The 25,567-nt window shown below is 48.7% G+C and carries 19 protein-coding genes, 2 tRNA genes and 1 pseudogene; 12 read left to right on the top strand and 10 right to left on the bottom strand.

Going from position 1 to position 25,567, the window contains the following annotated elements; genetic code table 11:
- The first annotated feature begins 23 nt into the window (after positions 1-23).
- On the top strand, positions 24-422 hold the full coding sequence (gene fos / locus LG384_RS10480; RefSeq protein ID WP_045442412.1) for a fosfomycin resistance glutathione transferase: 399 nt from the start codon (positions 24-26) through the stop codon (positions 420-422).
- Between the two features lie 22 nt (positions 423-444).
- On the opposite strand, the gene LG384_RS10475 is transcribed toward fos, so the two are convergent.
- Both LG384_RS10475 and LG384_RS10470 read right to left on the bottom strand, forming a co-directional pair.
- A complete protein-coding gene (locus tag LG384_RS10475; RefSeq protein ID WP_045442410.1) occupies positions 445-1,485 on the bottom strand; it encodes a hypothetical protein in 1,041 nt (346 codons plus the stop codon).
- A gap of 68 nt (positions 1,486-1,553) precedes the next feature.
- Positions 1,554-1,745, bottom strand: a complete 192-nt coding sequence (locus LG384_RS10470) for a hypothetical protein (RefSeq protein WP_045442408.1) — start codon at positions 1,743-1,745, stop codon at positions 1,554-1,556.
- Positions 1,746-1,968: 223 nt separating this feature from the next.
- On the opposite strand from LG384_RS10470, the gene LG384_RS10465 reads away from it, so the two are divergent.
- On the top strand, positions 1,969-2,352 hold the full coding sequence (locus LG384_RS10465) for a cupin domain-containing protein (RefSeq protein WP_048221534.1): 384 nt from the start codon (positions 1,969-1,971) through the stop codon (positions 2,350-2,352).
- Positions 2,353-3,083: 731 nt separating this feature from the next.
- Here LG384_RS10465 and LG384_RS10460 read toward each other — a convergent pair.
- On the bottom strand, positions 3,084-3,536 hold the full coding sequence (locus LG384_RS10460) for an SgcJ/EcaC family oxidoreductase (protein ID WP_045442394.1): 453 nt from the start codon (positions 3,534-3,536) through the stop codon (positions 3,084-3,086).
- A 546-nt stretch (positions 3,537-4,082) separates the two neighbouring features.
- Here LG384_RS10460 and LG384_RS10455 point away from each other — a divergent pair.
- The 3 genes and pseudogenes from LG384_RS10455 to LG384_RS10445 all read left to right on the top strand — a co-directional run bounded on the left by LG384_RS10455 (position 4,083) and on the right by LG384_RS10445 (position 6,925).
- Positions 4,083-4,340 (top strand): YjhX family toxin, encoded by a 258-nt coding sequence (locus tag LG384_RS10455; RefSeq protein WP_045442392.1) that lies wholly within the window; start codon positions 4,083-4,085, stop codon positions 4,338-4,340.
- A 7-nt stretch (positions 4,341-4,347) separates the two neighbouring features.
- Positions 4,348-5,987 (top strand): annotated as a pseudogene (locus LG384_RS10450) (methyltransferase domain-containing protein).
- Between the two features lie 362 nt (positions 5,988-6,349).
- Entirely contained in the window at positions 6,350-6,925 is a 576-nt protein-coding gene (locus tag LG384_RS10445; protein ID WP_045442383.1) for a hypothetical protein, read from the top strand.
- 186 nt (positions 6,926-7,111) lie between these two features.
- On the opposite strand, the gene LG384_RS10440 is transcribed toward LG384_RS10445, so the two are convergent.
- Complete coding sequence (locus LG384_RS10440; RefSeq protein ID WP_045442380.1) at positions 7,112-7,411, bottom strand: hypothetical protein; 300 nt, start codon at positions 7,409-7,411, stop codon at positions 7,112-7,114.
- Between the two features lie 164 nt (positions 7,412-7,575).
- Here LG384_RS10440 and LG384_RS10435 point away from each other — a divergent pair, with 164 nt between their 5' ends.
- The 7 genes from LG384_RS10435 (at position 7,576) to LG384_RS10405 (ending at position 11,023) form a co-directional block, all read left to right on the top strand.
- Positions 7,576-7,920 (top strand): DUF1294 domain-containing protein, encoded by a 345-nt coding sequence (locus LG384_RS10435; protein ID WP_045449584.1) that lies wholly within the window; start codon positions 7,576-7,578, stop codon positions 7,918-7,920.
- Positions 7,921-8,821: 901 nt separating this feature from the next.
- A complete protein-coding gene (gene ndhC / locus LG384_RS10430) occupies positions 8,822-9,229 on the top strand; it encodes an NADH-quinone oxidoreductase subunit A (RefSeq protein ID WP_048221539.1) in 408 nt (135 codons plus the stop codon).
- Between the two features lie 132 nt (positions 9,230-9,361).
- Positions 9,362-9,562 (top strand): hypothetical protein, encoded by a 201-nt coding sequence (locus tag LG384_RS10425; protein WP_225760871.1) that lies wholly within the window; start codon positions 9,362-9,364, stop codon positions 9,560-9,562.
- Positions 9,563-9,710: 148 nt separating this feature from the next.
- The gene (gene sugE / locus LG384_RS10420) at positions 9,711-10,028 is read left to right on the top strand and encodes a quaternary ammonium compound efflux SMR transporter SugE (RefSeq protein ID WP_045442376.1); all 318 of its coding nucleotides are present in this window, start codon (positions 9,711-9,713) and stop codon (positions 10,026-10,028) included.
- A gap of 139 nt (positions 10,029-10,167) precedes the next feature.
- Positions 10,168-10,680, top strand: a complete 513-nt coding sequence (locus LG384_RS10415; RefSeq protein ID WP_048221542.1) for a GNAT family N-acetyltransferase — start codon at positions 10,168-10,170, stop codon at positions 10,678-10,680.
- A gap of 177 nt (positions 10,681-10,857) precedes the next feature.
- Positions 10,858-10,934 (top strand) — tRNA-Val (locus LG384_RS10410).
- A 12-nt stretch (positions 10,935-10,946) separates the two neighbouring features.
- Positions 10,947-11,023, top strand: a tRNA-Val gene (locus tag LG384_RS10405).
- A 166-nt stretch (positions 11,024-11,189) separates the two neighbouring features.
- Here LG384_RS10405 and arsC read toward each other — a convergent pair.
- From arsC to LG384_RS10375, 6 genes are all read right to left on the bottom strand, one after another.
- Positions 11,190-11,621, bottom strand: coding sequence for a glutaredoxin-dependent arsenate reductase (arsC, locus tag LG384_RS10400; RefSeq protein WP_225760870.1), 432 nt, complete (start codon positions 11,619-11,621; stop codon positions 11,190-11,192).
- A 12-nt stretch (positions 11,622-11,633) separates the two neighbouring features.
- Positions 11,634-12,923, bottom strand: coding sequence for an arsenic transporter (locus tag LG384_RS10395; RefSeq protein ID WP_225760869.1), 1,290 nt, complete (start codon positions 12,921-12,923; stop codon positions 11,634-11,636).
- Positions 12,924-12,969: 46 nt separating this feature from the next.
- Positions 12,970-14,721, bottom strand: coding sequence for an arsenical pump-driving ATPase (gene arsA / locus LG384_RS10390; RefSeq protein WP_225760868.1), 1,752 nt, complete (start codon positions 14,719-14,721; stop codon positions 12,970-12,972).
- Between the two features lie 17 nt (positions 14,722-14,738).
- A complete protein-coding gene (gene arsD, locus LG384_RS10385) occupies positions 14,739-15,101 on the bottom strand; it encodes an arsenite efflux transporter metallochaperone ArsD (protein ID WP_200042171.1) in 363 nt (120 codons plus the stop codon).
- Between the two features lie 47 nt (positions 15,102-15,148).
- Complete coding sequence (gene arsR, locus LG384_RS10380; RefSeq protein WP_045449582.1) at positions 15,149-15,502, bottom strand: As(III)-sensing metalloregulatory transcriptional repressor ArsR; 354 nt, start codon at positions 15,500-15,502, stop codon at positions 15,149-15,151.
- A 161-nt stretch (positions 15,503-15,663) separates the two neighbouring features.
- Positions 15,664-25,404 carry a retention module-containing protein gene (locus LG384_RS10375; protein WP_225760867.1) on the bottom strand — a complete coding sequence of 3,247 codons (9,741 nt, stop codon included), beginning with the start codon at positions 25,402-25,404 and terminating at the stop codon, positions 15,664-15,666.
- Between the last annotated feature and the right edge of the window lie 163 nt (positions 25,405-25,567).

Here is a 25,567-nt window from a genome sequence, read left to right as displayed (position 1 = left end):
CCATCCTGAAATGAGGGTTTAACATGCTGACAGGACTTAACCATCTCACTCTTGCTGTTAGTGATGTAGCAAGAAGTTTTGATTTTTACGTGAACGAGCTTGGTTTTGTCCCTCAGGCCAGGTGGAGTCGCGGGGCCTATCTTTCGCTGGGAGAGCTATGGTTATGCCTTTCCGCCGATGTCGTTAAACCTCAGTTGGACTATACCCACTACGCATTCAGCATCCAATCCGATAAATTTGCCCCTTTCGTTGAGAAACTGCGGTCATCCGGCATTGTCGAATGGAAGTCGAACAAGAGCGAAGGCCAATCCATTTACTTTCTGGATCCGGATGGACACAAGCTGGAAGTACATATTGGTAGTTTAGAGAGTCGACTCAACGAGTGCAAAGCACATCCTTATGAAAAAATGGAGTTTTTCTGATGCAACTCGTGGGCCAATCCATCTATGCGTTTGTCCGTTTAAATATCTTTTCCCGGAAGGCTTCCAGGTGATATTTTTGCAAAAAGCCATCAACCTCCTGAGCCCATCGTATCCCCTCACCAAGAACGGCGCGGCTATGCGTTGATGTATAAAAATAACGTGTATCGTAGAGATTTATCAGCGTCTGATTTATCGCTGCAATTCGATGCTCAGGATTATTGAGCTGTTGCTTTTCCAGCGCCCGCATAATTCGTTGCTGGTGAACAGGATCTGAGGGGAACTCTCTTTCATTAAGTTCACTCAACACTAAGAAAGACGGCGCAATTTCCTCTTTAACTGCAGCCTGCAAACGGTAATGACCATCAAGGATCACAAACGCTCCCAGCCCGCCGATATACCAGACCAGCACTGGAGGCAATGTTCCCTCGCGAGATTTTTTACGCCACCATTTAACCCTTCCGGCATCCGGGCTTACGGGATAACGCCCAAGTAGCAGATGGTTTCCCCACCACCAGTCGACCAGTCTGACTTTTTCCGGCTGGACAAGATCGGGAAAATCTTCACCGTAAAGCGTCCAGCGACAGCCAAAATTACCGCTACTTTCAGGAGAGTCAAAACGCCAGTTTTTAACAGAAAGAGACTGTTGTAATGAGTATGGCGATGAACGTCGGGTCAACTCCATTGGACTGAGTAACCAACGGCGAGGTGACAGTAGTGGCGCTGGCGCATTCATTAATTGACGAGAAAAATAACGACACCATTCACTCGTCCATGCCCTTTTCCCTTTGCTTTTGATCCGTTCAATATCTTCAGACGTTACGCAAGGTAATAACGCCTGCGGGCCTGAATGTTCCGAATTAAACACCACCCAGACACCAGAATGATCTTCCAGCATTGAAGCCCAGAATAATGTCTCTCCAGAGATCTGCAACGCCATCCGACCGTAGCGGCCACTTAGCATATCCATCACCGGCCCGGCTTTATGACTCTTCTTGAGGGTAAACTCCAGGCCTTGCCAGTTATTATCGCGATCACAAAGATCCTGCCACCAATACTCCGTCATGGTCTTCTTCCCTGATAATTATGCGAATTATTTTAAGGCGTTCACCCTGCCGACGAGTTACCGGCGGCTCACCGGGCTGTCGTGCTTTGTATCGCTATCTTCCCGGATCTCAACAGCGCCATCTCTTGCTTGCAGAGCAGTACTACTGCCTGGCGACCTTTTACACGATGGGATGTGAGCGCTCTTTTCACTGTACGGCGAGACGCGCCAGATTCCAGCATCTGATAACACATCAGAGAGAGCGCATGTTTGTTTTTCATCGAGTTAACCTTGTTTAGTGAATCCGTGCAGTAGCACCACCAGGGCAATATTTTACTACTATCTGCGCTGGCATTACTAACACCACGGTCAAAACCAGCCCCCGACAGGAATCATTTACCATCCCGTCACCACGTTGTCCCCTCGAGAAATAGAACAAAAAACAACCAAAGCAGATATAATTTAAGTGCGACCATGCGCGTATTCAATCTAAGGAGGTGCGCAATGGACAAAGCAGAAGTGAAGTCATTCGGTATTCCAGACGAAATTCGCGAATTTCCACATGGACGACTGGAGCTTCTCAATATAGGAGGAGCGATCGTCGGCCGTGCAGTACTGGAACCAGGCTGGCGTTGGGCTACATCCGTTCAACCCATCGCAGGTACGAAGAGTTGTGAAGCCCCTCACTTTCAGTATCACGTTGCCGGGGTGCTACGGGTGAAGATGGATGATGGTAGTGAATTCGATTGTCTGCCCGGTAACTTGTCACGCATCCCCCCGGGTCACGATGCCTGGGTGGTTGGGGATGAATCTGTAGTCATCGTTGATTTCCAGGGAATGGTGGACTGGGCCAGGCATAAAGACATCGCCTGTAACGACTCGCCATAATGTAAAAGACACGGAGGAATTTTGTATCACCAGCGGGTGTTGAATGATGCAGCCTGTACTCAGCAATAGCCAGGCACGTTGTTTAACCCCCGGATGGTCCTTTCTGAGCCAGTGACAGCCGCGGTGTTATAGAGTTGATTATTTTCACCGCAGCACGGTTATTACCGCCATCCGCCATACTCGCAAAATACCGCACATATTGTTGATACGGGTTGCGAATTTTAGCGATTCATTTTTAGCCAGTACGACTCCTGGCATTTACTGCGAAAAGTTTTCTCCCGCGGTCTGATATCCCGACCCGCCGCATCAACAATCCCCCATTTGATACAGCATTCCGGGCATATGTCTGATAGCGGTTGAACCAACTCATTTTCGCAAATACAACTGATAACGACCCCTGAATCATGATGCCAGGTCATATGGGAGATCTCTACTTCCGCCAAATCATCTCGATTCCAGAGCTCTTCAATGCAAATGACATTTTTCCCATTTTTAATTGCATTTACATAGTCGGCCAGGTTGTCCATCGCTTAATTTTCCAATAGATTGATGAGCGAATGTAAGGTAATCGCTGATTAGTTTTTCTCGCAACTCTGAAACCGTAACAAATTTCTGCACGATCCCCAATACCTCTCATCACTCAATCCCTATAGCTCCCGGAAACCAGGTGCATCACCTGGATATCAGTTTCACTGCAGGGAACGGTCAATTCCCGTCCCCTGCTCCGTCTTTTACCCCTCAGGCATAGCCGAAGAATGGTGCGTAGAAATTTTCCACTCTTTACCATCCCAGGCATAGGTGAAAGTGTAACGCGCTGAAACTGTGGACTTATCCGCGAAGGTAAATGTATAAGTTCCGGTGTCTATCGCCTTATTACAGCCAAGACGAATAGTACGAGTGTCGATTTTCCCGGTCGGTTTCTTCGCAAGAAAATGTTCAAAATAATCAATGCGTTCAGCATCCGTTAAACGGGCTTTATTGGATACTGTAGGTAGCAATACCGCATCACTAAGATAGTTTTCAGAAACTGTCTTCGCGTCGCCCGTTTTCAGCGACTCGTTCCACTTATCAAACAGGGCTTCGATTTGAGCTTCATTCACCTTCACACAGTCGGGAGCTGGTGCAGCAAAAACGGGAGCTGTCAGAATAGTAAGTGAAACAGCAAGACCTGGTAATTTATTCATACTAATCATTCCATTAGCGGTTATACGACAATGAAAACGTCATTGATAACCAGGTTGAAAATCAAACTGCATGCCATTCCAGTGGAAATCATCAGCAGACACTGAGAGAGATAGATAACGTTCCCTTGAAGGAGAAAGGTATTTAATACAATGAAATATTTAGAGATTTCTGGTTAACATCGCTTGTATAGCGTGGTTTAACTACCTTCATTATTATAGTTCAGCAATTGCACGCTTTCTGAGCGCCCGCGCGTTTGAACATATTCAGCAGGTTCATACACTCCACTGGCTTGAATGAACTACAGGCTCCCTTCGGGATCACACTTTTCAGACCTGGTTATTCACTTACAAAAACCAGGTGTTATCATTCACGCCGTAAATACCTATCAACTCAATCCGAGGCTTTGATGCTGGAGAATGTAATCATCCGATAATCAGCTTCCCGACCTTTTCAGGCCGGACTGATTATCAATGCGCCGAAATTGTATGCGGACACCGCTGTGTGTTTGCACGTTTTGCACATGATGATTAAACAGGTTTTCCAGTATGAATTTATCCCGTCAGGAACAACGTACCTTACACGTTCTCGCCAAAGGTGGGCGTATTGCGCACGTCCGTGATTCGTCAGGCCGCGTTACCTCTGTTGAATGCTACAGTCGCGAAGGACTTTTGCTCGCAGACTGTACGCTCGCCGTCTTCAAAAAACTCAAAACAAAAAAACTGATTAAATCCGTCAATGGTCAGCCCTACCGCATTAATACCACCGGGCTGAACAATGTTCGCGCCCAGTCCGATAACCGTTAAGGAGAGGATGATGGATATCGATAGCATTATTTTTACCGCGGGTCACATACAGCTGTCACCGGATGAAGACAAAATCCCCTGGGACGAACCCGCTTTTAGCCAGCGTATGCTGGAAAATCATTTGTCGCAGGAACATGACTGGGCAAGCCGCAGACTGACCGTAATTGAACAACAGATAGCGTGGATTGCCCGCCAGTTACCTGATGGGGCACGCATTCTTGATCTCGGCTGCGGCCCTGGTTTTTATACCCGCCTGTTAGCGGAGCGCGGTTTTAGCTGCACAGGAGTGGACTTTTCACCGGCATCCATCCAATGGGCATGCCAGCAGGCGCAAATCTCCGGTCTGAATATTGAATACATCCAACAGGATATCCGAACATACAGCCCGGATGATCCGTTCGATTTCATCATGATGACCTTTGGGGAACTGAACGTATTCAGCGCATCAGACACTTGCTCCCTCATCAGCAACTGTGGGCGATGGCTGGTACCAGGCGGCAGGATGCTCATTGAGGTTCATACCTACGATGAGGTTAAACGTCAGGGTATGGCGCCTGCGAACTGGCAGCGTTGTCCACAGGGATTGTGCCTTGCTGTTCCTCATCTGTTGTTGACCGAAAACAGTTGGGATGAAGAGGCACAAATCAGTTCAACACGGTTCTGGGCAATAGAGGCGAATGGTCGAGCTACCCGGTTCGGCAGTCAAATGAAGGCCTGGCATGGTGATGAATATACCAGCCTGCTCGCTAACGCGGGCCTTAGCATAAAACAGTGCCCGGACAGTGCAGAGTGGCCGGTCAGCGAGACGTTTGCTGGCAAGCTATTTGCTCTGCTGGCTGAAAAAGCTAACCCCTGTGAACAGAACCCGCTGAATACGCCATCGATAAAAGGAATTAACTAATGGATATCCCACGTATTTTTACCATTAGCGAAAGTGAACACCGCATTCATAACCCGTTTACACCAGAAAAGTATGCCACGCTGGGCCACATGTTACGTATGAAGCCGGGTACGAGTATTCTCGATCTCGGCAGTGGTTCGGGTGAGATGCTCTGCACCTGGGCGCGCGATTATGGTATTACCGGCGTCGGCATTGACATGAGTCCCCTCTTCACCGCGCAGGCAAAACGACGTGCAGATGAACTCGGCGTCAGCGAACGAGTCCATTTTATTCATAACGACGCGGCCGGTTACGTTGTTGATACAAAATGTGACATAGCGGCCTGCATCGGTGCCACCTGGATTGCAGGTGGCGTCGTCGGGACGATTAAATTGCTGGCAAAGAGCCTCAGGCCTGGAGGAATTATTCTCATCGGGGAACCGTACTGGCGTCATGTCCCAGCCACGGAGGAGATCGCCGAAGCCTGTGGCGTCTCGTCCATGGCTGATTTTCTCCCTCTTCCCGAACTGGTATCGTCTTTTGATGAACAAGGCTATGACGTAGTAGAAATGGTGCTGGCGGACCAGGAGGGTTGGGACAGGTATGAAGCCGCGAAGTGGATGACCATGCGCCGGTGGCTGGAAGAAAACCCAGACGATGACTTTGCGAAAGTCGTTCGGGCAGAACTGACGATAGCCCCCATACGCCATGTTAGATGGACGAGAGAGTATTTGGGTTGGGGCGTTTTTGCATTAATGCCACGTTAATTTGAAGGAGGACACTGGTATAGCTGAAAAGCTATACCAGTTGACGCAGGCAAGTGAATCGCCCTGGTTTAGCAGACACCTCAGAGTCATTTAAGATGGCGTTGGTATGCTAACCCACAGTCAACACTAACATCTGCTATTTGCTCACTGCGGACCTTCAGCTCAGGTAACTTGTTCGCTTCGTACCAATAGCAGACTTTTAGTAGTTCTAGAAATCTCTCATGCCGAGGCCTAATTTTGGGCGACCACTACACTTGAACATACAGACATTAGGGTGACAATAAAGTACGCTCATTTTGTACCGGATCATCTCAACGAAAGCATACTTTTACCCCTCTTAACAACATGGATTAAATGATGTTATGGAAAATAAATACAAACATGACCTACACGAAATTCTTTGTTTGAAAACGGTTGGTGAAGCTTTCGAAGCTTATCGCGTCGATGATTACGACAAAATGATCATTGAGTGGGCAGAAAGAGAACTACTCTCAGGCAATAGTTCTGAATCATTGTTAATTTTAGCCTCCCTCAATTTAGATAAACATCCTGATTCAGATGAAATTGAGCGCTACCTTCATGCATATATGCTTGAAAAAAACATAGTTATACCCAGCATCAGCGCGAGTGCAATTACGTGGCTAAGGATCAAAGCCTGGTTTCTAATGAATGCCGGTACTTCCAAAGAAGTAGAGTTACGGCTGCATCAAATCCCAGCGTTTCACTTATCTCCGAGCTCCCGTATCTTTAGCAACATCTGCTGGAAGTTTTACAGCATATACGACGAACTCTATGATGATTGGGGACCTGAATATCCTTCTAAGGCCTCAGCGATGAGCGAAGCAGACATTCTTGAATTTGTAAAATGCCGCGTGAAGCCCTTCTATCGCATTCTCTGCAGTTCCGATTGGGCCTGGGTTCTGGCCCGCGCAGCATAAGCAATCTCATGGCAGCAAAATGTCAGGAGCGGACGTCGATAAAATCTATCGGGCATTACGCGGAGATAATCCAACAATGGCTGGGATGGAAGCTTATTCCACGCCCGCAGTATAAATTATTCGAGCTGACTTAATGAGTCTGCTAAAAAGCAGAAGATTGGCTCGTGAGAAGAGAATCAAGAGAAGCTACTCGTCCCGCCACACTGACTGAAACTCAATGGGAACTTGCTCTTTATCGAAACCTATAAACCAGTAAATATCACCGCCAGGACCTACCATCGGCACTTCTCCCCATCCCTGATGAAACAGTGCCCGGTGCCAGTCTGGCCTAATGAGACCACGCCGCTTGAGCCGCTCCCCATTGCATGTTGCAGCCCGCATGGAAGGGAAATGAATAAAAAAGCTAAATGGCAGTCCCTCATTTTTCGCACGTCGCAGTTGAATGGATAGCCAGCGCTGATTGCGCTGACGAAGCTTTCTTTTCAAAATGTATCCTTGCGCAAGAGGTTACCTACAGTGTCAGAGCATTAGTGTAAAAATGTATCGCCACGTTTACCAGCGCCTCGTGGGAAACAGCAGGAACTATCGGTATGGCGATGATTGCGTATAATGCGCTGCGATAAACTCTGATAATTGCCGTGGCTAATGATATGACTCTCAATCGCTGTTGTTATTTCCTACTGATCGTCGCGGCGATCGGAAGCTTTTTTACGTCGTCTCCTTTAGTCATGTGGTTCCTGCTCGCCAACATACTGACGCTGGTAATTTACGGCGTGGACAAAATAGCAGCACGTAAGGCCTGGCGCAGAGTGCCAGAATCCACTTTGCTGGTGTTTGGCGTTGTAGGTGGGTGGGCTGGCGCGATTATTGGGCAGCAACTCTTCCGCCATAAAACACAAAAACAGCCATTCAAAACATACTTCATCATCAGCGTGATATTGAGTGTCTCAGCAATGGCGGCGGTTTATCAGTTCTATCCGTTTTCACTTTCCTGAGCGTCAGCTATGTGCGCACTATCCGGTCAATTTCCATCACGGACTTTGTCGTTCTGATCATTCACATCTTATAGTTACAGGATGATGTCCGGGAGGGGGGCTATTTTTAGAATCAGATCTATTATCCACCCTGCCCTTAAATTAATTGGATTATAGATTAAGTGTTATACAGTGAAATTCCGTACCTTGCCCATAATGTGACTTTTTGTTAAAGTCAAAAAATCAACGTCAAATACTTTGCGTATTACATGGACGTTATTTATACAAATAATAAGATGATGGAGCTAAAATGAAGTATGTATTTGCCCTTATGTTAACTGTGGGATTATCCAGTTGTACCGCAAGTGATTGGGTTGATGCTGCAGGTGGCATAATGCAAGCTAAAGACCAACACGAAAAAGACACCAGAAGCAATCGCATAAAAGCCGCTAACAAGGCCGCTGGTTACTAATATTTAAACCAATAAAATAAATAATTACCGGCCTAATGGTCACGGTATTTAAGAAATAGCTATACTCGTCATACGTCAAGTTGCAGGTGTGTTGGCTTCCTGCAACTTGAATTATTTAATGTATATATCCATGTTTACCTACCATTTTGCGGTGAATAATGCGGTATTTATTGCGATAAATACTGGGCAGCAAAAAAAAGTGGTGCTATAGTGATTTGAAATTTGACATTATATCTACCTGAGGACGACCTCAGGTACGATCCATCAACCGGGACGGCCCATTCTTCTGTAGGAAGATTTTATGGACCGTTCATGTCTCTGCAGTTCAGTAACTCCATTACTTATATTACACGCCTCAGATGCTTTTGGTTCCTGCTCCCTGCCAGAATACCAGCCATATCAGGCCTGCCCGTCGGGATACCATTCAAATGACCCACTGAGGACATCTGAATGAGCCCGGATATCGCTAATCTCTCCCATCACTGGTCACTGGCGATATTTATAATCGGAGCGATCGGCCTTGGTGCATTACTACTTCTGCTAGCCCGTTTTATGGGCGGACGATCCAGCGGACATAGTAAACATGAACCTTTCGAATCCGGGGTATTGCCAGTAGGCAGTGCCCGTTTGAAACTGTCTGTAAAATTTTATTTGGTCGCACTCCTTTTTATTATTTTTGAAGCTGAAGCGTTGTTCCTGTTTGCTTATGCCATAGCGGTGAGGGAAGCAGGCTGGAGCGGTTTTATTGCGGCAAGCATATTTGTGTTGATCCTCCTCGTCGGGCTCATTTACGAATCACGGATGGGTGTTCTGAATGGCGGTCAGGGGCAGAAAAATAAGCGTCAGAAAGAGGTGTAAGCACTAAAAACCACTATATGCAAAATGAGAATGCAGGGCCGGTAACACGGTACCGGATATTTAGCGCCGGGACGACCCGTCGTGTTCAGTTAAATAAAGGGACGCCCCTTCACAGAACTATAAGGTGTTATTATGCGTAAACTCGTGTGGTTATTAACTTTGGCTGGTTTTCTTTCTGGATTTGTCATCAGCCAACTGCTTGCACAGATATCCGTCTTCCCCACCAGTGTGATGCCGTGGGTAAACGTAACGCTTTCCCTGGGAATGGGTTGTCTGGGATATCTCGCGGGCCATTTCTTCAAGTGGATCGTTTTAAAAACCGATATGAATTAACACATCCTGAAGGTATGTGCATCACGGAGCGGGAACGCAACTCACTTCGTGTATTGATAAATAGCGATGCCGGGCATTCCGGACTCTATGCAGGACGACCTGCCGCTTATTAATCTCAATGGGACGACCCGTATGTAAGGATATTACAATGGCCTGGTTATCTCTGTTTCTGGCAGGTATTTTTGAAGTGGTATGGGCATCAGCAATGAAAGAATCGCACGGGTTTACACGTCTCATACCCAGTGTTGTTACCCTGTTGTTTATGCTCCTCAGTTTTGGTCTCCTGGCCTATTCCATGAAATCCTTGCCTCTGGGAACGGCTTACACTATTTGGGTCGGCATCGGTGCAGTAGGTGCGTTTTTCGTCGGAATTACCCTATTTGGGGAAGCTGTTAACTTTACTCGTCTGCTCGCTGTCGGGCTCATCATTTCCGGTGTAGTGCTCCTCAAACTCGCCACCAAATAAACCCTGCGCCTGCCGGTCAGACAACAACGCCTTCAGGCAAAGTGATCAAGGCGAATACCGCATACCGGCAGGCCGGGAAGAGATATTTCTCTCATAATCAGATATCTTTAAACCTTTCCACTGAGACAGGTTCCGTTCCATGACATTACAAATACGCCAGGCCACGCTGGCCGATTCGGTGTTGCTCAATGAGATGGGGTTTCGCATCTATCGTGCTCACTTTCAGCATATGTGGGTGTCTGAAGCGGAGATGAACGATTTTTTAGTAAGTGAATACTCTCTGTCCACGCTTGAAAAGAGCCTGAGAGACCGTAGTGTCAGTTGGTATGTGGCCGAAACCGACCGCCCAATTGGTTTTGCGAAATTGACATGGCAAAGCACAATACCTGAGACGGAGCTTTCAGGCGTGCTGCTTAACAAGCTCTACCTTTGTCCTGCTGAGACAAGTAAACGCTACGGTCAGTTAATGTTCGAAAGAATTAAAGAGCTTGCCCGGAGTAATGGAAAAGATTTTTTATGGCTGGAAGTTCTTGAACAGAACGAACGCGCTCGCAAATTCTACGACAAACAGGGCATGCAGTTTATTAAAGCGATCGTTTTCGAAACAGCTTCGCAGCGGAGCATTCTTAAGATCATGGGAATATCTCTGTAGACTTGTGCCCTATTACCGGTTGGGATGAACGAAAAACACGCTGCAAAATCAACAAAATATAATCAACTTGCTTAATTACTCTGCAATCGCGTGAAAACATGAAGAAAAATAGCATTTCCCTCTTGCCTCATTCGGCCTCTGCCGCTAATATTCGTCCCCGTTGTCACCTACAACATTGCGTTCATAGCTCAGTTGGTTAGAGCACCACCTTGACATGGTGGGGGTCGTTGGTTCGAGTCCAATTGAACGCACCATTCCAAATTTGTGCGTCCGTAGCTCAGTTGGTTAGAGCACCACCTTGACATGGTGGGGGTCGATGGTTCGAGTCCATTCGGACGCACCACTCAGTTATATCCCTGGATTTCCTAATATTCCCAAACCAGAACACATATAAACTTGGTTATACGTTGTCCTGTTTTAAGCACAGGGAAATGTCCCCTACCCTGTATTGCCGGAAAAGATGAGAACGATGAAAGGGCTACAGGATCAGCCCTTCCATTGATTGAATTTTACTTGCTGTCGATGCGTCTTCCGCTGGCGTCAGTAACCTTCTCACCGTCTTCCTTGGTAAAAGCCCCCTTCTGTGGCTGTGGAAGAATATCCAGCACGACCTCCGACGGTCGGCACAGACGCGTTCCCAGCGGTGTCACCACAATTGGACGGTTAATCAGGATCGGATACTGCAACATAAACTCGATGAGCTGTTCATCAGTAAAACGATCTTCAGCAAGCCTCAACACTTCATACGGTTCAACGTTTCTACGCAGCAGTGCCCGTACCGCAATCCCCATCTCTGCAATGAGTTTGACCAGTTCGTCACGCGATGGCGGTGTTTCAAGGTAATGGATAACGGTCGGCTCAGTACCGCTATTACGGATCATCTCCAGGGTGTTGCGCGACGTACCGCATGCCGGATTGTGATAAATAGTAATATTGCTCATTTCAGTATCTCATTACAAAGTAAAAGAGAGGCGTAACGCCAGTGCAGCCAGCGTGACAAACAGCACAGGCAACGTCATGATAATCCCGGTGCGGAAGTAATATCCCCACGTGATTGTCATATTCTTCTGTGAGAGAACATGCAGCCAGAGCAGCGTTGCCAGGCTACCGATCGGTGTAATTTTCGGCCCCAGATCGCAACCAATAACGTTGGCATAAATCATCGCTTCTTTAATCACCCCTGTTGCGGTACTGCCATCAATAGACAGCGCGCCAACCAGCACAGTAGGCATATTGTTCATAATGGAAGACAGAAACGCTGTCAGGAAACCTGTACCCAAGGTAGCTGCCCAGAGCCCTCTGTCCGCCAGCACGTTCAGTAGCCCGGAGAGAGACTCCGTCAGCCCGGCATTACGCAAACCATAGACCACCAGATACATTCCCAGCGAGAAAATGACAATCTGCCAGGGTGCGCCGCGTAACACTTTACCCGTGTTAATGGCATGGCCCCGTTTAGCAACAGCAAACAAGATGGCTGCCCCAACTGCCGCGATTGCGCTAACCGGAATACCAAGCGGCTCAAGAATGAAAAAGCCAATCAGAAGAAGGATCAAAACTATCCAGCCCGTTCTGAATGTTGCCGGGTCCTTAATCGCCTTTGCAGGGACCTCCAGCCGGGCCAGATCGTAAGTGGGTGGAATATCCTTGCGGAAGAACAGATGCAGCATCAGCAGCGTGGCAACAATAGCAGCGATATCCACTGGCACCATGACCGACGCATATTCCGAGAATCCAAGCCCGAAGAAATCTGCCGAAACGATATTTACCAGGTTCGACACAATAAGCGGCAGACTGGCCGTATCAGCAATAAATCCGGCAGCCATAACGAATGCCAGTGTAGTGCTTTTACTGAACCCCAGAGCCAGCAGCATGGCGATTACAATAGGCGTTAAAATAAGCGCCGCGCCATCATTGGCAAACAGCGCTGCGACCGCCGCACCAAGCAGAACGATATACGTAAATAGCAAACGACCACGACCATGGCCCCAACGAGAAACGTGCAGTGCAGCCCATTCGAAAAAACCGGACTCATCGAGCAGCAGGCTGATAATAATAACAGCAATAAACGTCGCTGTTGCGTTCCAGACGATATCCCACACCACCGGAATATCACCGATGTGTACAACGCCAGAAATCAGTGCGAGTACAGCGCCGAATGTGGCGCTCCAGCCGATCCCTAATCCCTTCGGCTGCCAGATAACCAAAACAATGGTCAGGACAAAAATAGCGCCTGCCAGTAACATAAATCCTCCAGACAAGGCGACAGAGTTGCCCTGTAAATACTTTCAATTAACCCACCAGACCTCTGAGTTTTTCGATGCCGCCAGGTTCTGATGCAAGTAATGGAACCAGTGCTATATGCGTAGCATGTTGTTGCTTGACGGCCTCAATCTGCGGTATCTCCTGCCGGGCACGTTGACACAGCAGTGGCGAGCGCGTGTCTGCAACAGAGAGGCTGTTGTTGATAATCCATCCCCAGGGCTGAATCCCCGCCCGTACAAGGTCGGCCTGCAAATTTGCAGCCTCCAGCACCGGAGTCGTTTCAGGCAACGTGACCAGTAGCACTTTGGTTCGCTCCGGGTCCTGAAGCTGCATCATTGGCGTTGTAAAGTGTCTTTTATTCCCCATTTTCCGGGCAATCTCGCGGTGATAAGCCCCTGTAGCGTCCAGAAGTAAAAGCGTATGTCCTGTAGGAGCCGTATCCATGACAACAAACCGCTTTGCTGCTTCGCGGATCACACGGGAAAATGCCTGGAATACCGCAATCTCTTCAGTGCAGGGAGAACGTAAATCTTCTTCCAGCAGTCTCTTCCCGGCGTCATCCAGACTCCTGCCCTTTGTCTCAAGAACATGCTGGCGATAGCGTTCGGTTTCATCGTGCGGGTTGATCCTGCTGACCTGCAGATTATTGATGCTGCCGTTGAGGGTTGTGCTGAGATGTGCGGCAGGATCTGATGTCGTTAGATGCACATCAAATCCCATGTCCGCAAGCCTGACGGCTATAGCAGCCGCCAGAGTTGTTTTACCGACGCCACCTTTCCCCATAAGCATAACCAGACCGTGCTCACTGCGGGCGATATCATTGACCATCTCAGAGAGAGACAAATTCTCAGGCTGGTACTGATTAACCTGTTCAGGTATCGATGCAGCCTCAGCACGCATAGTGAAAAGATTTTTCAGCGCGGATACGCCAACCATGTTCACCGGCTGAAGAAATAAGGTGTCTGTCGGCAGGCCAGATAAACCGGCGGGAAGATTTACCAGAGCCTGCTGCTCCCGTTGCCATATAGCTGCGGCTAATGTGTCGCCTGCCGCTTCGGTTTCTGGCAATACGCCATTAATGACCAGATACTGGTTATTAAGACCAATCGCGGCGAGTTCCTCATGAGTACGTGAAACTTCACGTAATGTTGAACTTTGCAATCGTGCGACCAGTACCAGCCGGGTACGCTCGGGATCGGACAACGCCTCAACAGCATGAGCATATTGTTCGCGCTGTTTTTCCAGCCCGGCCATTGGCCCCAGGCAGGAAGCACCATCCGGATTACTTTCAATAAAGCTGCTCCAGGCGCCGGGAAGTTGCAGCAGGCGGATAGTATGGCCTGTCGGCGCGGTATCAAAAATAATGTGATCAAAGCGGGTCAGCAGATCCGCATCAGTCAGCAAGCCGGTGAACTCATCAAATGCCGCGATTTCCGTCGTGCATGCCCCCGAGAGCTGCTCACTGATGCTGTTAACAACATCATCAGGCAGAAGCCCTGTAATAGGATCGACGATCCTGGCCCGGTATTGCTGAGCGGCGGCCTGCGGATCGATCTCCAGAGCAGACAATCCCGGCACAGACTTCACGGGAAGAATGGTGTTGCCGATAGTCTGATCGAATACCTGACCAACATTCGAGGCGGGGTCCGTGCTAACCAGCAAAACTCGCTTGCCCTGCTCAACCAGACGGATAGCCGTCGCGCAGGAAATGGAGGTTTTACCCACTCCGCCCTTACCAGTAAAAAACAGATAAGGCGGGATATTCTGTAAGAAACGCATACGTCCTCCTCACATACTCAACAACAGGAACTCTTACCACCACAGCAGCTTGTCGGTGCTAATCCCACCTTCTCCAGTGGAATGCCAAACCAGCGAGCCAGTTCAGCACGTTTTGGATAACGTCCTGCCATCACCGTTTCTCCATCCAGTAATAGCAATGGAAGTCCTTCAGCACCTGAAACCTCAAGGAGTGTTTTTGCTTTCGCGTTCTGTACAAAACTCATGGGTTGTTGCGCGAGGTTGTAGCGCTCAACCTGAATCCCGCGTTGTTTCAGCCATTGCACATCGGCAGAGAAATCGACCAAAACCTGATCGACATCGCTTCCACAAACGCCGGTACTGCAACACATAGCCGGATCAAACACCGTTAACGTTTTCATCTTCAACACCTCACATTCGAAAAAACATATATGTTTAGGCAAATTTTTTAGATACAAACAGCTTTGCCGTTACCAGAGCAATTTGCCGATGCCAGCTTACGGGCGATAGCTTGTACGTCGTCCTGTTGGCTTAACCAGGCCTGCTCGATAACCTGCGCCGCCCACGAAGGAATATGCGGAGATAAGCGGTAATGAACCCACTTCCCCTGCTTGCGATCCAACAGTAATCCACTTTCTCGCAACATCGCCAGATGACGTGAAATCTTAGGCTGCGACTGATCCAATGCCGTACAGAGATCGCACACGCACAACTCCCCCATCTCCCGGAGTAATAGCACGATACCGAGACGGGTCTCGTCAGAAAGGTTTTTGAACAACTGTAGGGATGAAATTTGCGACATAATAACCTCCTGCCATGGGGTAAGTTTCTCTCTGCGTAGATGAAAAGTCAAAAACATATTCTTTTTATCGAATATGTTTTCAATATTCAAAGAAGCCCCTCTCTGAAAATTCATCTTGAAATGAAGCCCCCACCGCTTGTACCAGCAGCGGTGGGGATCCATTAGTGCGAGTAATTTTCAGGTTTGGCTATAAGATGATCCAGCGAATACGTAGAGGTAACATGCGAGTCACTTAACGGAATCTGTGAGGTATCACCGGCATGTCCTGGATTTGCAGGTGCTGCAGCAATTGTCCCATGATGAGTTTCGCCAACTTTCATCAACAGGGTAATGTCGGCGATTTCATGTAACTCATGCGCCAGATCGCTAAGATCCACTTTCCCATGCTCGCCGCTTTCTTTACCGGTAAAGATGCTATGACCTTTTTCATCGGGTTGACCTGCTTCACCATGATGAAAATTGAAAGCAAACGAATCATGATTATCATCAAACAGCTTGCCTAATCCACTGTCGTGCCGTGCTGCATGATGGTTTTTATCCGCAATATGAAACTCCTGCTTTCCATGATGAATGGGGGCGTCGACTATCACATCAACATGCTGTGATTGCCGTGTCACATTGCCATGGTCATCATGCGCCATCACCGAAACAATCACGTCGTTGTGTCCGCTAAGAAGACTGTCGGTCTGAACCGGAATGTCATAGCTCAGATGCCCATGAGTTTCATGCAATCTTGCATCGTATTGTTTACCGTTAATCGTCGCGCTAACGTGATCGCCTTTATGTACATCCCCATCTATAAAACCCGTAATGTGATTGAACGGGTTGCGTGCTTCATGCCAATCGATACGGTTATCACCCGTCACTTTATTCACAATGATCGTGGCATCAGCATGAGTATCCAACACCACGTTCTGATGCCAGGCCGGTGTGACTTTGTTGCCCGCATCATCTGTTGCCCGCACACTCACCGTGAAATCATTGTCTCCTTCATGCAACCACCCTTTCTTCACTTCAACGTCATAGCCCAGGTGATTGCCGACGGTGACCACTTTAGTTTGAACAGCGTGACCATTAACCAACAGCGTGACAATATCGCCATCCTTTGCATCACCATCAACCACGCCGCTGACAGAAATATGACCAGATTCTGCCGCATTGATGATGTTATCCGACGCGACGGGATCCATGCTGATGGAAGCATCAGCATGCGTATCCAGTGTGACAGTCTGAGTTGTGGTCGAGGTTGCCGTATTACCAGCAGCATCCTTACCGCTAACGGTAACCGTAACGCTATTTTCACCTTCGTTGAGGACATTACTATCAACGGGGATGTCATAGGTCAGTGAACTATGATGCTTGTCAGTATGTTCAACGATAATGCCAGTATAAGTATGACCATTAACGGCGAGCGTTACCGTATCACCAACATGAACATCACCCTGCACACTCCCCGTAATTGCCGTCTTCCCTGACATCAGTTCAGTGAAATTAACTTTGCCATCGCCCGCAATCGTATTAACGTGAATACTGTTTTCCGCATGTTGGTCAATAATCAGTTTATTGGCTTCGCACAGGGTTACCGTATTTCCAACAGCATCAACTCCTGTGACCGTATAGGTAATTTCCGGGTTCTGAAGCAGTTCAGAGGTATTAACCCGTACTTTAAAGGTTAATTCACCGCTCGGACCATGTTCAATTATTGCGTTCAGATCATTGCCGTTAACATGCACAATCACGTTATTACCCGCATGCACATCGCCAGTAACTGTGCCGCTGATCTCCGTCGTCGGTTTTTGGCTGTCATCCAGATTAAGCACATTGTCATCTGAGACTTTGTTGATATGCAGCTCCACATCAGCATGATCATCGATAGCCACCGCTCTGACGGCACGCTGGCTAAAGGAATTTCCTGCATCGTCTGTGCCGGAAACAGTCACTGTAATCGTTGGCGTGTCGGTTGGATGGGCTTTTAATTCAGCCGTCAGCTCTGCTTTTAAATCTGCCGTATCGACTTTCATCGTGTAGCCAGGCTGTCCGTTCATGCCAGGCAGTTCGATGACTTTGCCAACAGTCAGATGACCATTGAGCATGATTTTCACGTCATCACCGATCCGGGCGTCACCACCAACCACACCACTAATTTCAGTCTGCTGGGAACTGAGATCTTTCGCGCTGAGGATATTGTCACCTGAAACGGTATTAATGGTGATAGTTGCCGAGGCAGTCGTGTCCACACCTATAGTGCGGTCCGCGAATGCATCAATCGAGTTTTGCGCTGTATCATTCCCGGTCACTTTCGCATCAATACGGTGTTCGGCCAGCAGATCGACAGTCCGGATATCTGCTTTGTAAGTCATATCCGGCGCAATTTTGGCATGATACTTGTGGTTATTAACCGTCAGCGTGACATATTCGCCAGGATTCACATCGCCTGACACGGTACCGGTTATTTGTGTGACAGGACTCTTTGTTTCTGACAGGTTAAGGACGTTGTCATCCGTAACACTATTGATCGTTACCGTCGCCTTAACGTCGGTATCAACGGCAATCGTTTTACCATCCGTTACCGTCATTACGTTGCCATGATCGTCGTTGCCGGTCACGCTGGCGGCAATAACAGGGTCGTGACGTAAGTCGTCAATGCTTATCTCTTTGCTGAATCTCAGTACATGACTGGCATCTTCAAACACCTGCGTCGTAATTTGGTGGCCGTTAACGGTCAATGTTACGTTGCTTCCCGTATGTACATTGTCACCGGTTACGGTACCGCTAACGGTCGTCGTGCCAGACCGGGATTCCACACTATTAATAACATTGTCACCGGCTATATCATCGAGCTTAATTGTGGCGCTGACATCAGTATCAATAATCAGTGGTTTAGACACAGTAACAATCTGGCTGCCATGATCATTATGGGCCGTGACTGTCGCTGTAATATCCGGATGATTAATGAGATTTTGCGTATCAACGCTAATCTCATAACCGTACTCGCCCGGCAAGTTAGGACGTTCAGTAACATAGCCGGTATAGCTGTCTTTTCCGATATGTAAGGTCACCTCATCACCCAGATTCACATCGCCTGAGACTGTGCCGCGGATAACCGTGTGCGGTGACTGCGAATCCGACTGGTTAATAATGTCGTTACCTGCAACCGGATTTAAGGTGATAACGACATGTGGTTGGTCGTTATGAGGTTGCGTGGTGGTGTTGCCATTATTAACCGTGCCATTATTGCTGGTCGCTGGCCACGGAACATTAGCATGTATCTGAGCGCTTGCCGTTTCACTATTACCGTAAGGATCGGTGCTGGTTATCTCTACTCTGACATCGGCATTATTATCTAAATCGTGCGCGTTAATATAAACAGGGTTGCCGGTTGCAGCATCAATAAGGCGATCGCCGTTAAATCCAAGATGACCATCAGAATATTTCTGCACCGCCGTTTCATAGGTTTTCCCGTTGGCGAAGATTTTAACCACATCGCCTTCTTTTGCGTCACCACCAACCGTTCCCTCAATGACCCAAAAATCCCGGGAGCCGTTAAGTGTTAATGACCCCACTTTTATTTCCGCATCAGCCCGTGTATCAATATTTACAGTATGATCAGACTCAGCCAGAACGGTATTACCTGCTGCGTCGTAACCCATTACAGAGGCGTGGATCACGGGCTTACTATCATCTGAAATTAAATCTGCAGTACTGACATCAATGCTGTAGTGAAGACCACCACCTTGATCGCTAACGCAGCCAAAATAATGCTGTCCATTTACAATTAACTCAACCCGATCGCCACTATGGACATCGCCACTAACAAGACCAGTGACAGTCGTATATTCCTGATGCGCTTCGGTATTGTTAATGACGTTATCGTCAGTAACAGAGTCAATCGTAATGGTTGCATAAGCACGATCATCCCTTGATACATCGTGTGTCGCCCCGGCTGTTATGGTATTGCCTGCTGCATCGCTGGCATTAACCGTTGCAACAATATGCGGATCAGCAAGCAAATCTGCAGTACTGGCGGCAAAGGAATATCCCAGCTTGTTATCAAGATATGCCTGAGGCTTCACTTCAACATCGTACGTATGACCATTCACCGTAAGATGCACGAATTCTCCCGCGTTAATATTTCCGGTGACCAAACCATTAATGACAGTGGTCGGTGACGATTGATCCAGCTGATTAAGGACATCGTCGCCTGAAATAATATTGATAGTCACCGTAGCATCCGCGTGATCATCAATGCCAACAAGGTGTTCAGCCGCTACCACTGCACTATTTTGCGCTGCATCTGTCACGCCGATACTGGCGTATATTTTATGATCGCCAGAATGAATATCCGTGGTTTCCACCGCGATACGGTAGCCCATCTGGTTATTCCCCAGGTCTTCCACTGTCCCGTGATAAACATGGTTATTCACTGTCAATGTCAGCGGATCACCGACGTGCATTTCGCCGGTTACATTGCCGGTTACCAGGGTAAAGCGGTGATTAAGCTCCTCATCGTTTAGCGTGTTATCTGCTGTCACAGGATCCACCGTAATGGCGGCATCAACATGTGTATCGACAACAATATCCTGCTTAGCTTCAATGAGGGCCGTGTTATTGGCGTTATCAGTGACAGAAATCGAGGCTCTGAGGTGCGGATCACTCATCAAATCGTAGGTGCTGACAACAATACTGTAATGAAGGTTAGCGTCCACACGACCGGTTAAATCAAGGCCATTAACATGCAGAGTCACCAAATCGCCTTCTTTCGCGTCGCCACTTACCGTCCCGGTAATGGTTGTGAACTCATGTCCCGACTCTGCGGCGTTGATCATATTGTCATGATTAGCGGTCACCGGGTCGATGGTAATCGTCGCCTCCGCATTCAGATCGACCACTAATTCTTTCGACGCCTCCACGAGCTGCCTGTTACCAGCCGCATCCTGACCCGTAATATGCGCTGTTATCGTATGATGTGGATCGGCAAGCATGTCTCTTGTCAGCACATCGACATTGTAGCCCAGCGCCCCATTCTGATGTGCAAGAGACGCCACAACCGTCTCATAGTTTCGCCCGTTCACCGTGACGACAACTTTGTCGCCCGCATGGACATCTTCCCCACTCACAGTTCCGGATACTTTAGTGAAATGCTCTCTCGACTCTGAATGGTTGATGATGTCATCACCCGTCACTGGATCAACAGTGATACTCACATCCGCGTGGTTATCAATATGGACAATGTGTTCGGTGGTCTGGATGACTTCGTTTTGCACGTGATCAAACGAAGTTACCGTCGCGGTAACTTTAACGCCCGAATCGATATGTCCGCGATTATCGCTGAACGCGTAGGAATCAACCGCAATACTGTAGCCCAGTTGATGGTCAGGTAACTCCACGACATGCCCGGAATAGTGATATCCGTTAATCTTGAGCACGACATCATCACCCACCTTCGCATCGCCCCCCACAATGCCAGTGAGAGTTTGTTTGGGTGTCTCCAGTTCACTGTAGTTAAGTACGTTGTCATTCGTCACTGCACCAATGGAAATTGTGGCGTGGGCCTGTCTGTCAAGAGTGACCTGGTGATGCTCGACTGAACTCGCCATGTTTCCGGCATCATCATTACCCGTTACCGTCACCTGCACATCATTTTTACCTTCACGGAGGTAATGTGTTGGCACCGCAACCTCATAACGCAGATGTCCGTTATCGACCACCACTACGCCATTAACAGTATGGCCGTTGACGCTCACAACAACAGGATCGCCCGCATGTACATCGCCACTGACTTTGCCACTGATAATCATCGGCATACGGGACTCGCTGGCATTCACGATGTTATCCCCATCCACTGTATCAATGTTCAGCGCGTTGTAGGCATGGCTATCCAGAATGATAGTTTTATGCTCAACGGCAATAGCCGTGTTCCCGGCGTTATCGACGCCAGTAACCATCACCTGCACATCGTTTTTGCCTTCAACAAGCGCGCTATGCGGCACGGTGACATGATAGCCGAGATGGCCATTTACCTCTGAAACTAAGCCTGTATAACTGTTGCCATTTACGCTGATCACGACAGGATCGCCTGCTTGTGCATCACCACGAACAGTGCCGCTAATTTCCGCAGACTCATGGGCGTTGACGGTATCATCTCCCGCCACGATACCGATCGTCACCTCATTATGCGCATGACGATCAACGGTAATGACCCTATGCTCATAAGCAACCGCTTCGTTTCCCAGGTGGTCATGACTGGTCAACATGACCTTCACATTATTCTTGCCTTCGTGCAGCACACTGGTCGGTACAGGCACGCTGTAATACAGATGACCGGCAACACCCGCCACTTCACCAGCATAATCCCGGCCATTCACAGTAATAACGACCGGATCGCCTGCCTGAGCGTCACCACCGACATTGCCACTGATCAAGGTGGGCAGACGAGATTCATTCATATTAATGATGTTATCGCCCGCAACCGTGCCAATATGCACCTCGTTAGACGCGAAGTTATCAATATGAACCGTATGTTCGGTAATGACGGTGACTTCATTGTGAGCGGCGTCATGAGAGGTGACCGAGGCGGTGAATTTAATATCTCCGTCAATCATGGCGTGATTATCACCAAATACCGCAGGATCCACAGAGATTTTATATCCCAGCGTTCCATCACCGAGATCGACAACGTTATCGATGAATTTATGCCCGTTAATATCCAGAGTCACGACATCGCCGCGACGAGCATCCCCACCGACTGTTCCGCTAATTATCTGCTTTTGCGCGTTCATTTCTGCGTGGCTTAGTGTGTTATCTTTCGTCACGCGATCAACGCTGACGGAAGCATCCGCATGGGTGTCCAGCACGACGTTTTGATGCGCCAGCGCAATCGCTTCGTTGCCCACCTTGTCATGACTGATCACGTTGACCAGGACGTCGTTGTCACCTTCCTGAAGGAGACCCGACGAAATCGCGACTTTATAATGCAGTTGCCCGTGGCCATCTTCAACGACCCGACCGGCAAAGCTCTGCCCCTTTACCTGCACCACAATCCGATCACCCGCTCTGGCATCCTTCCCGCTCACTACGCCAGTAATAAAGGTGTCATGCTGTGATTCCGCCGCGTTCACTACGTTATCGCCCGAGACCGTTCTGATAACCACAGCATTTTCGGCATGGTTATCAAGATGGACCGTGTGCTCTGTCGTCTGAGTGACAACGTTACCGGCTTTATCATGGGCGGTGACGCTGACAGTGAACCTCAAATCGGCATTTACTTCACCGCCGTTATTACCCAATGCACCGGCATCCACCGGGATGCGGTAACCCAGCGAACCGTCGTTCAGGACGATAACGTCTCCGGTGAAATGCTGCCCACGGATATCAATATCAACCCGATCTCCCGGACGAGCATCCCCGCCTACGCTGCCATGAACCCATTGCTTCGCATCCAGCTCATCGTGGTTCAGTACATTATCTTTTGTCACTGCATCCACGCTTATCGTGGCATCGGCATGGGTGTCCAGCACCACATTATGGTGCGCTACTGCGATCGCTTCGTTGCCTGCTTTATCGTGACTGGTCACCGTAACCAGGACGTCGTTGTCACCGTCCAGAAGTACGCCCGGCGTTACTGCGATTTTATACTGTAACTGGCCTCCAGCATGGGCAAACGCTTCGCCCACGAAGTCCTTTCCGTTTACATGCACCACAACCCTGTCGCCCGCTCTGGCATCCTTCCCGCTCACTACACCGGTAACATAAGTGTCATGCTGCGATTCCGCCGCATTCACTACGTTATCGCCCGAGACCGTTCTGATATCCACGGCGTTAAAGGCGTAAGTATCCAGCGTCACATTTTTGTGCTCGACAGCTACCGCTTCGTTGCCCGCCATATCATGGCTCACCACCATGACCTGCACGTTATTGTGGCCCTCACCCAGCGCATGGCCTGGTAAAGGGACGGCATAACGTAGATGACCGTTGTCATCCACCACCTTGCCGTAAAACGTCATTCCGTTAACCGTGACTATCACACGGTCCCCTGACTGCGCATCACCAGCGACATCTCCGCTAATGACTGTCGGCATACGATTTTCGATGGCATTTACTGTGTTGTCGCCAGCCACGGTACCGATGGTCAGAGAATTATCAGCCTGCGTATCAAGCGTGATTGTCTTGTACGCTACTGAAATCGACGAGTTGCCAGATGAATCAACGCCGGAAACCATCACCTCTACATCATTACGACCTTCGTTTAACGTACCGTTCGGTACAGCGACGTTGTAACGCAGTGTGCCGTTTTCATCACTCACCGTACCGTAAAACGGCAATCCGTTAACACTGACCACCACAGGGTCTCCGGCCTGAGAATCTCCGGTCACAACACCACTGATAAACGTTGGCATACGGTTTTCCATCGCGTTTACCACATCATCGCCAGCAACGGTGTTAATACTTAGTTCGTTGTGGGCAAACCTGTCGAGGGTGACAATTTTGTGCTCAGTAGCAATAGCTTCATTACCAGCAGCATCATGACTGATAACCTGGACCTGGACATCGTTTTCACCTTCTCGAAGCCGGTTTGTCGGGACAACAACCTCGTAACGCAACTGACCGTTATCACTGACGACGACCCCATGGGTATCATGCCCCCCAACAGTCACCGTCACCTGATCCCCCGCTTTGGCATCGCCACCGACGAAACCAGTAATCATAACGGGCATGCGGGCTTCATTTGAATTGACGATGTTATCGTCAGCAACAGTACCAATCGTGACGGTGTTATGAATATCCAGATCGATATCAACATGATGGCGGGTTGAGGCTTGCGATGTATTACCTGCAGCATCCGTCGACGTCACAGTGGCTTGAACATGGGGATCGGAGAGCAATCCCTGAGTGGAGACGTTGATTTGATAACCCAGCTTACCATTACCCAAATCGATAACAGTGTTGGTATAGGTCTGCCCGTCTACCAATAAAATGACTTTATCGCCAATCTTTGCATCACCCGCAACAATACCGTGAATTAGCGTCTGCCGATTATGGGACTCCGCGATATTGATAACGTTATCTGGCGTAACACTGTCTATGGTGATGCTGTCATGCAAAGCGATGGTGTCAATAACTGCGACAGAGGTACTTTGCGCAGTACGGCCCGAAACGTCTGTAGCCGTTGCCTCTACGGTAATACGCCCTTCAACCATTTGGCTTAAATCAGGCCGTGCAGCCCAGTGACCGTCAGTCACAGCTACATCGATGATTAATGTGTTTTTCTGGCTATCAGTGAAAATGAGCGTGACATGATTTTGGTTGCTGGTACCGCTAACGCTGGCATGATTTATTTCATTTTTACTTACGTAGCCATCGTTACCCGCAAAATCATCAATGTGAACCACGGGAGGAAGAACATGGAGGGCACCAGCTGAATCGCTTGCTGCGACGCCGCTATCAGGTAATCTACGCTCCCATTCTGGCTCACCGATCCCCCGCGTTTTGAAACCAGCCGTCGGGTTCACTATCTGCCCGGTAAGCTCCAGTTGCACCAGAGTATGTCCACCGCCGCCACCTTCAATCTGTACTGGAGGTTCATTACCGGCGGCAGGCGCTTCAAATGATTTAGTCGGGTCTTCACCTGATGCAATCGCATTCTGTAACGATGCAACATCCTGATTGTTATGATCATCGGAGTTTACGGTGTGCAGGCCATTCTCGCCCCATTGACTGTTTCGTCCAAGATCCAGGATTCGGCCATCAGACAGCGCTACGCTAACCGCACCGCTGCTGCCGGTAATAACCTCTTCACCGCTGTAAATTCTGTCACCTTCTTTCAGGAGGCGCTGCGAGCCATCCGCTTCCATGACATAAACCTGGCCAACTATCGTTTTAATCACACCGAGTAAATTACTCACAGCTTTCTCTCCTGGAGAACATCATTATTTTTATAAAAAATAAATATATTAAATAGCCACACCCTAAATAACTTGAATTGCAGGAAGGCAGCCAACACCTAAGCGGTTTAAGTATGATGGGTATATACAAAAAATCATTCAAGTTGCATCAAGGCGGCAAGTG

The sequence above is a fragment of the Citrobacter sp. Marseille-Q3906 genome, assembly GCF_916618775.1.
In the GTDB taxonomy this organism is placed as follows: Bacteria; Pseudomonadota; Gammaproteobacteria; order Enterobacterales; family Enterobacteriaceae; genus Citrobacter; species Citrobacter murliniae.
Note: the sequence above shows the minus strand (reverse complement) of the source record. Positions and strands in the feature narration are given on the sequence as shown.

What these genes read in the sequence shown, in the direction of transcription:
- LG384_RS10460 (WP_045442394.1), bottom strand. Translation starts at nt 3,536, where the DNA reads ATGAATAAATTACCAGGTCTTGCTGTTTCACTTACTATTCTGACAGCT.
- LG384_RS10435 (WP_045449584.1), top strand. Translation starts at nt 7,576, where the DNA reads ATGACTCTCAATCGCTGTTGTTATTTCCTACTGATCGTCGCGGCGATC.
- arsC (WP_225760870.1), bottom strand. Translation starts at nt 11,621, where the DNA reads ATGAGCAATATTACTATTTATCACAATCCGGCATGCGGTACGTCGCGC.
- LG384_RS10475 (WP_045442410.1), bottom strand. Translation starts at nt 1,485, where the DNA reads ATGACGGAGTATTGGTGGCAGGATCTTTGTGATCGCGATAATAACTGG.
- sugE (WP_045442376.1), top strand. Translation starts at nt 9,711, where the DNA reads ATGGCCTGGTTATCTCTGTTTCTGGCAGGTATTTTTGAAGTGGTATGG.
- fos (WP_045442412.1), top strand. Translation starts at nt 24, where the DNA reads ATGCTGACAGGACTTAACCATCTCACTCTTGCTGTTAGTGATGTAGCA.
- arsR (WP_045449582.1), bottom strand. Translation starts at nt 15,502, where the DNA reads ATGTCGCAAATTTCATCCCTACAGTTGTTCAAAAACCTTTCTGACGAG.
- LG384_RS10470 (WP_045442408.1), bottom strand. Translation starts at nt 1,745, where the DNA reads ATGAAAAACAAACATGCGCTCTCTCTGATGTGTTATCAGATGCTGGAA.
- LG384_RS10445 (WP_045442383.1), top strand. Translation starts at nt 6,350, where the DNA reads ATGGAAAATAAATACAAACATGACCTACACGAAATTCTTTGTTTGAAA.
- LG384_RS10455 (WP_045442392.1), top strand. Translation starts at nt 4,083, where the DNA reads ATGAATTTATCCCGTCAGGAACAACGTACCTTACACGTTCTCGCCAAA.
- arsD (WP_200042171.1), bottom strand. Translation starts at nt 15,101, where the DNA reads ATGAAAACGTTAACGGTGTTTGATCCGGCTATGTGTTGCAGTACCGGC.
- LG384_RS10425 (WP_225760871.1), top strand. Translation starts at nt 9,362, where the DNA reads ATGCGTAAACTCGTGTGGTTATTAACTTTGGCTGGTTTTCTTTCTGGA.
- arsA (WP_225760868.1), bottom strand. Translation starts at nt 14,721, where the DNA reads ATGCGTTTCTTACAGAATATCCCGCCTTATCTGTTTTTTACTGGTAAG.
- LG384_RS10415 (WP_048221542.1), top strand. Translation starts at nt 10,168, where the DNA reads ATGACATTACAAATACGCCAGGCCACGCTGGCCGATTCGGTGTTGCTC.
- LG384_RS10395 (WP_225760869.1), bottom strand. Translation starts at nt 12,923, where the DNA reads ATGTTACTGGCAGGCGCTATTTTTGTCCTGACCATTGTTTTGGTTATC.
- LG384_RS10465 (WP_048221534.1), top strand. Translation starts at nt 1,969, where the DNA reads ATGGACAAAGCAGAAGTGAAGTCATTCGGTATTCCAGACGAAATTCGC.
- ndhC (WP_048221539.1), top strand. Translation starts at nt 8,822, where the DNA reads ATGAGCCCGGATATCGCTAATCTCTCCCATCACTGGTCACTGGCGATA.